Below are 13,967 nucleotides of genomic sequence, written 5' to 3'. Positions count from 1 at the left end.
GCCTGTCCTACGTACCGGGCGTAGACAACAGGAGGACTCCCTTCCATGACCGTCATGGTGCCGTCAAGGACGCCGGCCCTGATCACACCTGGCCGCCAGGCTCTCGACTCGGCTCTCCACCAGCTGGACCAAGCCGCCGAACATCTCCGGCTCGACGCCGGGCTCCGCACGATGCTCGCCACGCCGCGCCGCTCGCTGACCGTCTCGGTCCCCGTGCGCCGCGAGGACGGGCGCATGGACGTCGTACAAGGCTTCCGGGTCCAGCACAACGTCTCACGCGGGCCCGCCAAGGGCGGCCTCCGCTTCCACCCCAGCACCGACATCCATGAGGTCACCGCGCTGGCGATGTGGATGACGTGGAAGTGCGCGCTGGTCGGCATCCCGTACGGCGGCGCCAAGGGCGGCGTGGCCGTGGACCCGACCGAGCTCACCCAGCGCGAGCTGGAGCGCGTGACCCGCCGCTACGTCAACGAGATCCTGCCGATGATCGGCCCGGAGAAGGACATCCCGGCCCCTGACGTCGGCACCGACGAGCAGACCATGGCCTGGATCATGGACACCTACAGCGTCAACACCGGCTACTCGGTGCCCGGTGTGGTCACCGGCAAGCCGCTGACGCTGGGCGGCTCGCTCGGCCGGACCGGCTCGACCGCGCGCGGCGTCCAGATCGCCGCCATGTGCGCGCTCGGCCGCTCGCCCGAGGGCGTGACGGTGGCCGTACAGGGGTTCGGCAAGGTGGGCGCCCCGGCCGCGCAGTACTTTTCCGACGCCGGCTGCACGGTGGTCGCCGTGTCCGACGCGACGGGCGCGGTGTACGCCCCCGGCGGGCTCGACATCGCCGACCTGCGCGCCTGGGCCGCCGAGTCGGGCGGCGTGTCCGGCTACCGCCACGCGGACGCCCTGGACCACGCCGAGCTGTTCGAGCTGGACGTGGACGTGCTGGTGCCCGCGGCCCTGGAGGGGGCGATCACCGCCGAGAACGCGCCGCGCATCCGCGCCCGCCTGATCGTGGAGGGCGCCAACGGGCCCACCACGCCGGAGGCGGACGAGATCCTGGCCGCGGGCGGCACGATCGTGGTGCCCGACATCCTGGCCAACGCGGGCGGGGTGATCGTGTCGTACCTGGAGTGGGTGCAGAACATGCAGGCCTACTCCTGGAGCGGCAACGAGGTGGAGCTGAAGCTGCGCGAGCTGATGGAGGGCGCCTACGCCGAGGTGCGTTCGCTGGCCACGGCCCGCGACCTCACCCTGCGGCAGGCAGCGCACGTCATCGGCGTCGGCCGGGTGGCGGAGGCGCACCAGATGCGCGGCCTCTACCCGTGACGGCCCTGCCTGGGACGGCCTGCCCGTGACGGCCTGAACTTTAGTAGGCCCTGAGATAGCCCTAGGTTCGATGCCCGTGCCTCCACCGGCCCGCCATGGTGGAGGCATGAGGGGATTTCTGGGCGTGATCGCGGTCATTCAGGGGTTGGGCGGATTCGTGGCGCGAGTCTTCTTCGACACCGAATGGGGTCTGCTGCACAGGTTGTTCGACATCCCGACCCCCGTGTACCTCGCGGTCGCGGCAGCCGGCGTCGCCCTGCTCATCTGGAGCGACCAGGACAAAACCCCCCAGAGGGACACCAGCGACGACGGCCCTTCTCCCTCGCCCCCGACGAAACCCCAGCCATAGCGGCCCCCGAAGGGGCATCCCCGTAGGAACACCAGCGACATCGGACGCGTTCTGTCCCACCCCCCGAAGGGGGTACGTCCCCTAAGAACACCCACCGCATCGGACGCGTTCCATCTCACCCCCGAAGGGGGTACCTCCCAGAAGGACATCAGCCACCACAGACCGTCACAGAGATCGAGACCATGGCGGTCACAGACCCTCATAGAGACGGTAGGTGGCCAGGATGTTCAGCCGGTGCAGGTCACGACAGAGCTGAAGCATGCCGACCTGCGCCAGTTCCCGTGGCACCGCGTAGGCCGTGAGCGCCGCCGACAGCGCCGGGTCCAGCCGCTCCGCCCACGGGTTCGAGCAGGCGGCGAACGTCTCCTCCAGGCTCCGCCCGGCCGCCACGCTCGCGGCGACCTCGTCGTGGAGCACCTCCAGGTAGCCGACGAGCGCGTCGATGGCCGCGTGCCCGTCACCCATCGGCCCGTGACCCGGCACGATCGTGTCCAGCTCGGGCAGCGCCTCACGCATCCGGCGCAGTGAGGCCAGGTAGGGCTCGGGTCCGCCCTGCAACAGCATGTGCGCGGTGCCCGCGTGGCAGAGGAAGTTGCCGGTCCACGCGGTGCGGGTGTCGGGGACGTACACGACGGTGTCGCCGGGGCCGTTGCCCGGCCCGAAGTGGTGCAGCTGGACCAGCCGCCCGCCCAGGTCGATCTCGGCGTAGGAGTCGAACACCACGTCCGGGCTACGCCACCGGCTCACCTCGTCGAGCAGCCCGCCGTCGCCGTACATGTTGGCGGACCTGATCTCCTTCTCGTACGCGAGGTCGGACATCTCGCTCTTGTTCCGCCGCGACGAGACGACGACCACCTCCGCGGGGAACGCGGCGTTCCCGAACGTGTGGTCGCCGTGATACGTCGTGTTGACCAGGTAGCGCACCGGCTTGGCCGTCAGCTCGGCGGCGAGGCGCTGGATCTGGTGGGAGATCGCGGGCGTGATGCCCGCGTCGACCACCAGCGCGGCGTCGCGGCCGGCGATGAGGCCGTTGTTGTCCTTGGGCGGGATGCCGGCCATCAGCGCGTACACACCGTCGGCGAAGGCGTGCGGAGCCAGCTCCAGGCCGACCGGCGACAGGTTGGGCCCGCCGTATCCCTCGGGCCGCTCGGCGATCTCGCGTTCCGGAATTCTGGACTTGGACATCTTCTGCTCCTCTCGGCTGCTGCTAAAATAATAGAACACTCGATTATTTTGCAAGTGATTGGATGGCCCTTGTGGAGATGACGACAGGCCGGCGCGGCCCGGGCCGCCCGCCCAAGGCCGAGGCGGGAGACACCAAGGCGGCCCTGCTCGACGCCGCGTTGCGGCTGTTCGCGCGGCACGGCTACGCGGGCACCTCGATCAGGGCGATCGCCCGCGAGGTGGGGCTGAGCGAGAGCGTCCTGTACGCGCACTTCCCCGGCAAGCAGGCGATCTACGAAGCGGCGATGTCCCTGGCCGGGCCGCAGGTGGCACTGGTCGCCCTGGGCGGCGAGGGCCCCGGCGACGACCCGGCGGAGTTCGTCCGCGCGTTCGCCGACCGCGTGCTGGCCGCTTGGGACACGCCGCAGGCCAGGCAGAGCATCAGCCTGGTCTCCCGCGACGGGCTGATCCACGACGAGATGCTCGGCCTGGGCATCGAGCGGGCGCTGGCGGGCTTGGCGGAGGTGTTCGCGCGCTGGCTGGCCGAGGGGCGGGTGCGCGACGATCTGGGGTCGCCGGACGATCTCGCGTACTCGCTGCTGGGCCCGATAGCGCACGCCCGCGTGCTGTGGCTGCATGACGGGGCCACGCCGGAGCAGCGCGCGCTGGCCCGGCGGCGGATGACGGCGCACGCCGCCCTGTTCGCCCGCGCGATCACGCGCTAGTGCAGGTCGGGGCCGCGCGTTTCGATCAGTTTCTCGACGAATGCCCATTTGATTCAACTTCGATCACTTTCGATCGCTACTATGAGGGGTGTCGGCGAGGAGGATCATGACGAACACTGCGACCGGACCCGCGGTCGGGCGGACGGAGAGCGGCCCGGCGGGCCGGACGACCGGTCCCCTGCTCGCCGCTTGGGGGGCCGCCATGCTGCCGGACGCCCTGGCCGGCAGCCTGCTACCGCCCGAAAAGGCGCTGCCGATCCCGGCCGCAGGGGATGGCGTCTGGGATCGGAGCGCGGAGTCCGGCGCCCTGCTCGCCGTCCGTGAGCGGGCGGAGGCGGAGCTGGGCACGCCCTGGCCGCAGCCGCTGGCATCGCAGTACGCGCGGTACTTCCGGGACGGCAACCGCACCCGCTACGAGAGCCAGGTGTTCGAGCGCCAGGACCGCCTGACCCGGACGGTGCTCATGGCGCTGGCGAGCGGCGCGGACGAGTGGCTGGAGGAGGCCGCCGACGGGATCGTCCAGCTGTGCGAGCAGAGTTCGTGGTGCTGGCCGGCGCACGAGGACACGTGCCGGCCCCGGGGGACGGTCCTGCCCGATGTGGCCACGCCCTGCCTCGACCTCGGCGCCGCCGATGTCGCCGCCCAGCTGGCCTGGGCCGACCAGGTGCTCGGGGACCGGCTGGCCGAGCGCTTCCCGGGGTTGCGGGAGCGGGTGCGGGCGGAGGTGCGCGCGCGGGTGCTCGCCCCGTTCGTCCAGCGGCGCGACTGGCACTGGCTGGGGCTGGACGGCGATCCGAGCAACTGGTGCCCGTGGATCTGCGGCAACGTGCTCGTCGCCGCGCTGCGCCTGACCGAGGCGGGGCAGGAGCGGGCGTGCCAGGTCGCCCTGGCCGTGGCGGGCATCGATCGTTACCTGGCGGCGCTGCCAGATGACGGCTCCGTCGACGAGGGCTACGAATACTGGTGGAACGGGGCATGCCGCGCGCTCGAGGCGCTCGACGTCCTGGAGCACGCCACGGCGGGACGGCTCGACGCATCGGAGATCCAGGTCGTGCGGGAAACGGTCCGGTTCCCCCACCGCATGCATCTGGGCGGGCCGTGGTATCTCAACCTCGCCGACGCGCGGGCTCGGCCGCCTGCTGACCAGCCGTGGCAAGTGCCGCACCGCTGGGCTCGCCGGCTCGGCGTGCACGACGCCCGCCGGCACGCGGAGTCGCAGCGTGCGGCCGGGATTTCCGCCGCCGCCGAACTCGGGCGGGCGCTCCGCGAGCTGGTCGACGTGGAGTGGCAGAGCGCCGGGCCCGGCGAGCCGCCGCTGGTCGCCGGGGTCTGGTTGCCGGGGACGCAGATCGGCCTCGCACGGGCGGCCGGCGGGACGGCGCGCGGTCTCACGCTCGCGATCAAGGGCGGGCACAACGGGGAGCACCACAACCACAACGACGTCGGGTCCGTCGTCGTCGCCGTGGACGGGGTTCCCGTACTGGTCGACGCGGGACGGCCGACGTACACGGCGCAGACGTTCGGGCCGGACCGCTATGCGATCTGGACGATGCGGAGCGACTGGCACAACGTCCCCGAGATACGGGGTGCGCCACAGGGGCAGGGGCGCCGGTTCCGCGCCCGTGACGTCGAGGTGGTGGACGAGCCCGGCCGCTTCGAGGCGCGGCTGGACCTGGCCGCCGCCTATCCCGTACCCGAGCTGGAGCGGTGGTGGCGGACGGCGGCGCTCGACCGGCGCGATTCACGCGTGACGATCGGGGACTCCTGGAGCTTCACCGGTGACGGCGACCCGAATGTGCTGCACTTCCTGCTGAACGGGCAGGTGGAGCAGCCGTCCGCCGGGCAGGCCGTCATCCGGCCGCCGGGCGGCGCGCGGGCCGTGCTCCTCGCGTGGGACCCCGGGGTCGCGACGGCCGCGTTCACCGTCCGCACGCTGGCGGACCCCATGCTCTCCACGGTGTGGGGCGACCGCCTGACCAGGCTGGAGCTGCGTCTGCCCGGTACGGCGCGGGGTGCTTTCGAGGTTCGCATGGGAGTGTGGGAATGAGCGTGTCCGATTCGCCGGGTCCGCTGCCGGACGAGCGTCGCGCCCAGGTGGTGGAGCTGCTGCGCCGGCGCGGCGTCGTGCGCGTCGGCGACCTGGCGGCCGAGCTGGACGTCTCGGTCATCACCATCCGGCGCGACATCGCGCTGCTCTCGTCCCAGGGGCTGATCCGCCGGGTTCGCGGCGGAGCCGTGCTTCACGGCGGGCCGGTGGCCGACACGCTCGCCAGCGGGGAAACGGAGGATTCGCCGGGCCCGCAGCCGGGATCACGGCCGGGACCCGACGCGGCCGACGCCGAGCGGGCGCAGGTCACGATCGGCATGGTGGTGCCGTCGCTGAACTACTACTGGCCCGACGTGATCCGCGGCGTCCGCGAGGCCGCCGCGGCATCCGGCGCGCGCGTCGTCCTGCGTGGCGCCACCTACCGGGCCACCGACGAGCGCCGCCACCTGTCCCGGCTGATCGAATCGGCGGGCATGGACGGCCTGCTGGTCGCGCCCACCACGACCGGCGACGACGGGCAGGCGCTGGTGCGATGGCTGCAGGAGGCCGACATGCCCGTGGTGCTCATCGAGCGCACCGCCGCCTCCGGCCCCTACCACGAGGCGATGGAGTCGGTGGTCAGCGATCACGCGCTGGGGGCCGGCATGGCCGTACGGCACCTGGTCGAGCTCGGTCACCGGCGGATCGGACTGATCACCACCGCACAGAGCCCGACGAGCCCGCACGTGCGGCACGGCTGGCGGCAGGCGTGCGAGGAGTTCGGCCTGCCGCTGGAGGGTCTGCCGGACGTCAGCACGGTCGATCAGTTGGATCCCGAGTGGCCCAAGGCGCTCGAGAGCGTGATCGACCAGTGCGTCGAATCCGGGACGACGGCGCTGCTCGTCCACTCCGACCCGGAGGCGATCAACCTGGTCGAGCGCTGCCAGGAGCGCGGCATCCGGGTGCCCGGCGATCTCGCCATCGTGGCCTACGACGACGAGGTGGCCGAGCTGTGCGACCCGCCGCTGACCGCTGTCCGGCCGCCCAAGATGGCCATCGGGCGGGCGGCCTTCGGGCTGCTCGCGGCGCGGCTGGCCGACCCGGATCCGGAGCGGCCCACCCACCGCGTCGTCGTCGAGCCCACCCTGATCGTGCGCTCCTCCTCGATGTCACAGTGACCCACCGATGTCACACACCGCCGAACGGCGTCATAGCGGCCCGCGTCCGCCGAACGGCGTCATAGGAGCGGCGTGCCCGGCCCGCTGAGCGCGCCGGCAGTGTCCAGGAGGTCCTCCGTCCCGTCCGGCCAGGCCACGCGGGCGAGCGCCGGGCCGTCCCAGGACAGGACCGGCGCCCGGTCCGGCTCCTGCCCGCCGAGGAACACCGCCACGTCGTACCACGTGTCCGGCAGCGCCGGGGTGGCGGTGGCGCACCAGGGGACCAGCGTCCAAGGGGCCAGCGGCGAGGAGTTCTCGGCGGCGACCGCGCCGCGCAGGTCCAGCCCCGGACCCGCGATGACGCGGGAGCGCATGGTGCCGTTCGACACGGCGGCCCCATCGTCCTGGACGGATTCGGAAGCCGGCAGCGGCCATCCACCGACGCGCAGCCGGCCACGCTCCACGGCCGTGGCCGGCAGCCGGACCAGGCGCATCTCCCAAGGACCGCGCACCGCGGAGATCAGGTCGATCCACGGCCCGAGGCGTACCGTCCCGGCCTGCCCGTAGCCGTGGTCCGGGCGCCCGCTCTCAGGGGTGACCCAGTGGGCCTGCCAGCGCGAGGCCCCGATCACCGTACCGGAGGGGAGGCGGTCGAGCAGGAGCGTGTCGAATCCCGTGCGATGGCTGGGCCGCCCGCCCTCGTCGAGGAGCACGACCGACTGGTCGAGGGGGTCGGCGGCGTGCTCACCGGCGAGCACGGGCGAGGTGGCGGTCGAGTAGCCCAGCCGCGCGTACAGGGGCGAGTCGGTCAGGTGCGTCCCGGGATGGGAGTGGTCGGTGCCGTGGTTGACCACCCGCACGACGCCGTCGGCACGGGTGCCGCTGACCAGCCAGCCGGGAGCGCGGACGACGCGCTGGTAGTCGCCGGACTCGACCGGCAGCGGCTCCTCGACGGCCGTCCACACCGGGTGGTCAGCGGGCAGGGACAGGCCGAAGAAGCCCTTGGCCGCCCAGTACGGCGAGCCTGGCCCGGAGTAGGACTGGGCGAGCGGCGGCCAGGCTCTGTGCCAGCCCGGGGTGAGGACTCCGTTCTCGTCCGGCGCTCCGCGTTCGGTGAAGTGGCGGGCGATGCCGGAGGCGGCACGGCGCAGCAATCCTGGGGCGGGTGTCGCCGTCCCGGCGCGGGCGCCGGCCCAGAACTGGGTGGCGGCGGCGAACCGGTAGATCAGGCTGCGTCCCTGGACGAGAGGGGATCCGTCGGCGCCGACGAGGTGGACGGCGTCGCCCAGGTAACGTTCGAGCCACTCCAGGTAGAGCGGTCGCCGCGAGTCCGCCGCCGGATCCCCGGCTGCCATCTCGCTCCACATCAGCGGGTAGAACTGCAGCGCCCATCCGGCGTAGTGGTCGTAGGCGCGTTCGGCACCGTCGGCGTACCAGCCGTTCTCCCTGGCGAAGCCGTCGGTGAAGGCGAGCCCCTCCTCGATGTCCTTGCGCTCGAAGGGGCCGCCGACGGAGGCGAGGAACTGCTCGACCACGATCTGGAACCAGATCCAGTTGATCGGCGGGTAGTCCGCGCCGACCGCGGGCGCGAGGTAGTCGACGACCTGCTCGCGCACGATCGGGTCGAGCCGGTCCCACAGCCACGGTTTCGTCAGGTGGAGCACCAGCGCGATGGACGCGGCCTCGACCTTCGCCTGGTCATGCTCGTCGAGGCGCACCCAGCGCTCGGGTGAGCGGGGATCCGTCCCGGTGGCGAGGCCCTGCGCGTACCACTCCATCAGGCCCAGCGGATCGCGCCCGCCCTCCCCTGCCACCCGGAATCCGGCGGCCAGGAACGTGCGCGCGAACCCCTCCAGCGCGTCGACGTCGGGCCCGTAACCGCCCGGCGGGCCGGGGAAGGAGACGCGCGCGTGCGAGGCCGACGCGTACCGCCTGGCGGACAGGAGGAGATGGTCGGCGAGTGCCGCCCAGTGGTTCCGGGTCCATCCGGTGTGGGGCGAGAGCCGCAGGTCGTCGAACTCCCGCAGCATGAGCATGGATCCCCCTGGTCGTGATCGCGTGAGTGTGTCCCGGAGTTAACGCCAAGGGTTCGTCCCGCGTCAAGGCGCATCACTCGACTTCATCCGATAACGATCAATATCGGTCACATAACGTGATCGATCCGATTAACAAGGTATTGACGTGATTGAAATGATCGGACATGCTCGGCGGCACTGGTAAGCGCTTGCCGCCGAAAGGATCCTGGTGAGAAGACCCCCTGCTCTGCTGGTCATGGACCCAGCGAAGTTCAGCGTGCAGTTTCAGGAGGCGCAGCTTCGCCGGTTGCACGATCTGGTCGAGCTGGGAGAGCCGATCGTGACCGCCGACCTCGACGCGCCCTCCGTGCGCCGCCGGCTGCGCGACGTCGAGGTGCTGGTGACCTCCTGGGGCTGCCCACCGCTGACGACCGAGAGGCTGGCCGACGCGCCGCGGCTGCGGGCCATATTCCACTGCGCGGGAACGGTGCGTACGTTCGTCACCGACGAGGTCTGGCGACGCGGGATCCTCGTCACCAACGCCGCGGACGAGAACGCGATCCCGGTGGCCGAGTTCACTCTGGCCGCGGTCATCTTCGCCGGGAAGAAGGTCCCCTTCCTCGCCCAGGACGCGCGCAGGCACCGCGCTGACTGGTCCTTCGCCACCGGCCGTGGCGAGCTGACCAACCGCGGACGCACGATCGGCGTCATCGGCTTCTCGCGCGTGGGCCGCCGGGTGGTCGAACGGCTCCGCAGCCTGGAGGTGGACGTCCTCGTCGCCGATCCCTATGCCGACCCGGCCGAGGTCAGCGCGGCGGGCGCCCGGCTGCTCCCGTTGCCCGAGCTGCTACCGCGCTGTGACGTGCTCACCCTGCACGTCCCGGAACTGCCGTCCACCCATCACCTCATCGGAGCGGCCGAACTCGCCCTCCTGCGTGACGGGACGACCCTCATCAACACCGCGCGCGGCTCCGTCCTGGACACCACCGCCCTGGAGCGGGAGTGCGCCCAGGGCCGGCTCGACGCGATCCTCGACGTCACCGACCCGGAACCGTTGCCGAGCACTTCACCGCTGTACGACCTGCCCAACGTCATGATCACCCCCCACATCGCCGGATCTCTGGGATCGGAGACCCGGCGGATGAGTGAGAGCGCGCTCGACGAGCTCGAACGCTACCTGTCCGGTCAGCCGCCCCGTGCGGCCGTGACCTCCGACGAGTTCATGGTGAGCGCCTGAGCCCTGAGACCGGCTCGCAAGAAAGGAGACCGGACCAATGATCGCTTCGAACACGCCAGGAAGGGCCGGAGTGCGACGCCACCTTATGAAGACCTTGGGAGTCGCGGCAGCGCTCGCGCTCGCCGTCACCGCTTGCGGCGGCTCCGCCCAGCCCGCGGGCGGCGGCAGCGGCGGGAAGGTCACGCTGACCGTCACGGTGTGGAACCTCGCCAAGACCCCCGAGTTCAAGGCGCTCTTCGACGCCTTCGAGCAGGCGAATCCCACCATCAAGATCCAGCCGGTGGACATCCTCGCCGACGACTACGCCGACAAGGTCACCACGATGCTCGCCGGTGGCGACGACACCGACGTGATCACGATGAAGAACGTCACGGACTACTCGCGCTACTCCAGCCGCGGGCAGCTCCTCGACGTCACCGACCTGGCCAAGTCGGCCGACACCGCGAAGCTGGCGGGCCTGGACGCCTTCAAGGTCAGCGACAAGTACTTCGCGCTGCCGTACCGGCAGGACTTCTGGCTGCTGTACTACAACAAGACGTACTTCGACAAGGCAGGCGTCAAGGCTCCGGCCGCCCTCACCTGGGACGAATACGCCAAGCTCGCGCAGCGGCTCACGAAGACCGAGGGCGGCAAGAAGGTCTACGGCACCTACCAGCACACCTGGCGGTCCGTGGTGCAGGCCGTCTCGGCGGCCCAGACGGGCGGCGACCAGCTCAGTGGCGACTACTCCTTCTTCGCCGACCAGTACGCGGTAGCGCTCGGTCTGCAGAAGACCGGCGCGGCCCTCGACTTCGGCACCGCCACCGCGCAGAAGTCGGACTACCGGACCATGTTCGAGACCGGGGCGACGGCCATGATGCCCATGGGCACGTGGTACATCTCCGGCATCCTGGAGGCCAAGGCCAGCGGCAAGACCGACGTCGACTGGGCGCTGGCCCCGATGCCGCAGCGCCCCGGCGGCTCAGGCGTGACGACCTTCGGCTCGCCGACGGCTTTCGCCGTCAACAAGAAGGCCGAGCATGCCGACGCGGCCAAGAAGTTCGTGCAGTTCGCCGCCGGCAAGGCTGGCGCAGAAGCCATCACCAAGGTGGGCGTGGTGCCGGCGCTGCAGAGTTCGGAGATCACCGACACCTACTTCTCGATCAAGGGCATGCCCACCGACGAGGTGTCCAAGAAGGCGTTCTCGCCGGACAAGGTGGTGCTGGAGATGCCGGTCAGCGAGCACTCCTCCGACATCGACACGATCCTCAAGGAGGAGCACGAGCTCATCATGGTCGGCGACAAATCGGCCGCCGACGGCATCCGCTCGATGAACGAGCGGGTCAAGAGCGAAGTGCTCAACTAGGGACCGGACCGCGGGCCCGGAGGTGTCCGGGCCCGCACAATCCGGAGGAGTCGAGAAGGACGGCCATGGCTCACGTTGCAACACAACCGGCGCCCCCCGCGCCCACCGCCCCGCCTCACCGGCGACGGGCCTGGCGCGGCATCCTCATCGGGTGGAGCTTCATCCTCCCGAACTTCGTCGGCTTCGCCCTGTTCACGCTCGTCCCTATGGTCGCGGCGTTCGCCCTGGCGTTCCTGGACTGGGACTCCTACAGCACCCCGGAATGGGTGGGGCTGGACAACTTCCGGCGGCTGTTGTCCGACGAGAACTTCCACGTCGCCCTGCGTAACACTCTCTATTACGCGCTCGGCCATATTCCGCTGACGCTGGCCGCCGCGCTCGGCCTGGCGATCGCGCTCAACCGGAAGCTGCGCGGGGTGGCGTTCTTCCGCACCGTGGCGTTCTTCCCCTACATCACCTCGCTGGTCGCCGTGGCCATTGTGTGGAACATGCTCTTCAACCCGACGGCGGGACCGATCAACCAGCTCCTCGAAGCGCTCGGCGTCGCGCACCCGCCCAGGTGGGTGGCCAGCACGGACTGGGCGATGCCGGCCGTGATCGTCACCAGCGTGTGGCGAGACATGGGCTACTACATGGTGCTCTACCTGGCCGGCCTGCAGACGATCCCTGTGGAGTACTACGAGGCCGCGCGGGTGGACGGCGCCAACGCCTGGCAGCGGTTCTGGGGCATCACCCTGCCGTGCCTGCGGCCCACGACGTTCTTCGTCCTCGTCATGCTGACGATCCAGAGCTTCAAGGTCCTCGACCTCATCGTGGTCATGACCGACGGCGGCCCGGGCCGCAGCACGCTGGTGCTGGCCCAGCTCATCTACCGGGAGGGCATCACCGAGGGCAAGTTCGGCTACTCGTCGGCGATCGCCCTGGTGCTGTTCGTCATCGTACTGACCGTCACCGTCGTCCAGTTCCGTATCAACGAGCGGAGGAGCGCCCGATGACCGCACTGCACGATGCTCCCCCGGCCGCCACCCAGCGGCGCCCGCCGGCGGCAGCCGAGGACGGGGACCGCGCCGGCGGGAGCCCGCTCCGCAGGGCGCTGGCCTACCTCACGCTCGCCGTGCTCGCCGTGCTGGTGCTCGTGCCGTTCGCCTGGATGGTGTCGTCCGCGCTGAAGCGCGACAACGAGGTCTTCGCCGTGCCCATCCAGTGGATCCCCCAGGAACTACGCTGGTCGAACTTCGTGGAGATCTGGGGACGCATCCCGCTGCTGACCTACCTGGGCAACTCGGCGTTCCTGTCCGTGACGATCACGCTGCTGCAGCTGCTCACCGGGAGCTTCGCGGCCTACGGGTTCGCCAAGGTGCGCTTTCCGGGCCGGGACGTGTTGTTCGTCGCCTACATCGCCACCATCGCCGTGCCATGGCAGGCGTACATGGTGCCGCAGTACATCATGATGCAGAAGGCAGATCTGACGAACACCTATTGGGCGATCATCCTGCTGCAGGCGTTCGGCGCGTTCGGGGTGTTCCTCATGCGCCAGTACTACATGTCCATCCCGGACGAGCTGTGCGAAGCGGCCCGGATCGACGGGCTGAGTGAGTACGGCATCTACTGGCGGATCATCCTGCCGCTGTCCAAACCGGCGCTCGCCAGCCTGGCCCTGCTCACCTTCGTCAACACGTGGAACGACTACATGGGGCCGTTCATCTACCTGACGAGCAACGAACTGTGGACCGTACAGCTCGGCCTGCGCTCCTTCGTCGGGCAGTACGACGCCGAGTACGCGATGATGATGACCGGGGCGGTGCTGTCGGTGCTGCCGATCCTGGTCATCTTCCTGCTGGGGCAGCGCTACTTCATCCGCGGCATCGCGACGAGCGGGCTGAAGTGATGAGCGGGCACGGGCCCGGCGCGGCGGTGCGGAGCCTGCTCCGACCGGCCGGACAGGCGACCTATGAGAAGGCCTTCGGCACCGTTTACGTCGGCCTCATGACGAACATCCTGCTCGCCGTCGCCTGCGCGCCGCTCCTGGCGGCGCTCGCGGTCGTCCGGGACCCGCTGGCGTCGTGGCCGTTCTTCGTCGCGCTGTCGTCGCTGTGCGCGCCCGCGCTGACCGGGGCGTTCAGCTGCTTCGCCGCACTGGGCGATGGCTCGATCGCCGTCTTCCGTACGTTCTGGGACGGTTACCGCCGCGGCGGCGCCCGCGCGCTCGCCGTCTGGGCGGCCGGCGCCGTTGCCGTGAGCGTGCTGGCTCTGGACGCCGTCGTGGTCGCGCGCACCGCCTGGGGGCCGGCGTTCGCGCCGTTCTTCGCCACGGCGGCGGCGCTGGTGGTGGCCGTGGTCGTGGCCTCGCTCGTGCTGCTGGCCGAGCCGCGGCGCGAGCCCCCGCGGCTGCGGGACCTCGTGCGTCCCAGCCTCTACCTGGTGGCGCGGCGCTGGTACCTGGCCGCCATCAGCCTCGCCGTGCTCGTCCTGGCCGTGGCCGTCATCCTGGTCAAGCCGGTGATCGGCGTCCTGGTGCTGTGCTCACCCCTGTTGTACGTCGCGTGGGCCACGATCAGGTTCGTCGTCGCTCCGCTCCTGGCGCCTTCTGCGAACCTTCGGTAAACCTTGATGGCGCAGGTCAGGG

Annotated in this window: 12 protein-coding genes; 10 read left to right on the top strand and 2 right to left on the bottom strand. The window is 70.6% G+C overall.

Features of this window, described 5'->3' with window-relative positions:
* The first annotated feature begins 45 nt into the window (after positions 1-45).
* Together ACIBO2_RS40255 and ACIBO2_RS40250 are read left to right on the top strand one after the other, a co-directional pair.
* Positions 46-1,323 (top strand): Glu/Leu/Phe/Val dehydrogenase, encoded by a 1,278-nt coding sequence (locus ACIBO2_RS40255; RefSeq protein WP_397303751.1) that lies wholly within the window; start codon positions 46-48, stop codon positions 1,321-1,323.
* Positions 1,324-1,429: 106 nt separating this feature from the next.
* On the top strand, positions 1,430-1,672 hold the full coding sequence (locus ACIBO2_RS40250; RefSeq protein ID WP_358535669.1) for a hypothetical protein: 243 nt from the start codon (positions 1,430-1,432) through the stop codon (positions 1,670-1,672).
* A 189-nt stretch (positions 1,673-1,861) separates the two neighbouring features.
* Here the strand turns inward: ACIBO2_RS40250 and ACIBO2_RS40245 are convergent, their stop codons facing one another.
* Positions 1,862-2,857, bottom strand: coding sequence for an MBL fold metallo-hydrolase (locus ACIBO2_RS40245; protein WP_397303749.1), 996 nt, complete (start codon positions 2,855-2,857; stop codon positions 1,862-1,864).
* A 62-nt stretch (positions 2,858-2,919) separates the two neighbouring features.
* On the opposite strand from ACIBO2_RS40245, the gene ACIBO2_RS40240 reads away from it, so the two are divergent.
* From ACIBO2_RS40240 to ACIBO2_RS40230, 3 genes are all read left to right on the top strand, one after another.
* On the top strand, positions 2,920-3,561 hold the full coding sequence (locus ACIBO2_RS40240) for a TetR/AcrR family transcriptional regulator (RefSeq protein ID WP_358535665.1): 642 nt from the start codon (positions 2,920-2,922) through the stop codon (positions 3,559-3,561).
* Between the two features lie 106 nt (positions 3,562-3,667).
* The gene (locus ACIBO2_RS40235) at positions 3,668-5,608 is read left to right on the top strand and encodes a heparinase II/III family protein (protein ID WP_397303747.1); all 1,941 of its coding nucleotides are present in this window, start codon (positions 3,668-3,670) and stop codon (positions 5,606-5,608) included.
* Positions 5,605-6,765 carry a substrate-binding domain-containing protein gene (locus ACIBO2_RS40230; protein WP_358535661.1) on the top strand — a complete coding sequence of 387 codons (1,161 nt, stop codon included), beginning with the start codon at positions 5,605-5,607 and terminating at the stop codon, positions 6,763-6,765. Before ACIBO2_RS40235 ends, ACIBO2_RS40230 begins: the two co-directional genes overlap by 4 nt.
* A 59-nt stretch (positions 6,766-6,824) precedes the next feature.
* Here the strand turns inward: ACIBO2_RS40230 and ACIBO2_RS40225 are convergent, their stop codons facing one another.
* Complete coding sequence (locus tag ACIBO2_RS40225; RefSeq protein ID WP_397303745.1) at positions 6,825-8,780, bottom strand: DUF2264 domain-containing protein; 1,956 nt, start codon at positions 8,778-8,780, stop codon at positions 6,825-6,827.
* A gap of 208 nt (positions 8,781-8,988) precedes the next feature.
* Between ACIBO2_RS40225 and ACIBO2_RS40220 the strand changes: the two genes are divergently transcribed.
* The 5 genes from ACIBO2_RS40220 (at position 8,989) to ACIBO2_RS40200 (ending at position 13,945) form a co-directional block, all read left to right on the top strand.
* Positions 8,989-9,996 carry a hydroxyacid dehydrogenase gene (locus tag ACIBO2_RS40220; protein WP_358535657.1) on the top strand — a complete coding sequence of 336 codons (1,008 nt, stop codon included), beginning with the start codon at positions 8,989-8,991 and terminating at the stop codon, positions 9,994-9,996.
* Between the two features lie 85 nt (positions 9,997-10,081).
* A complete protein-coding gene (locus ACIBO2_RS40215; RefSeq protein ID WP_397303743.1) occupies positions 10,082-11,341 on the top strand; it encodes an ABC transporter substrate-binding protein in 1,260 nt (419 codons plus the stop codon).
* Between the two features lie 65 nt (positions 11,342-11,406).
* On the top strand, positions 11,407-12,336 hold the full coding sequence (locus ACIBO2_RS40210; protein WP_397303742.1) for a carbohydrate ABC transporter permease: 930 nt from the start codon (positions 11,407-11,409) through the stop codon (positions 12,334-12,336).
* Entirely contained in the window at positions 12,333-13,229 is an 897-nt protein-coding gene (locus ACIBO2_RS40205) for a carbohydrate ABC transporter permease (RefSeq protein WP_358535651.1), read from the top strand. Before ACIBO2_RS40210 ends, ACIBO2_RS40205 begins: the two co-directional genes overlap by 4 nt.
* Positions 13,229-13,945 carry a hypothetical protein gene (locus ACIBO2_RS40200; protein WP_397303739.1) on the top strand — a complete coding sequence of 239 codons (717 nt, stop codon included), beginning with the start codon at positions 13,229-13,231 and terminating at the stop codon, positions 13,943-13,945. Before ACIBO2_RS40205 ends, ACIBO2_RS40200 begins: the two co-directional genes overlap by 1 nt.
* The last annotated feature ends 22 nt before the right edge of the window (positions 13,946-13,967 follow it).

Source organism: Nonomuraea sp. NPDC050022 (genome assembly GCF_044460705.1).
In the GTDB taxonomy this organism is placed as follows: domain Bacteria; phylum Actinomycetota; class Actinomycetes; order Streptosporangiales; family Streptosporangiaceae; genus Nonomuraea.
This window is presented reverse-complemented; position numbering and strand designations above follow the sequence as displayed.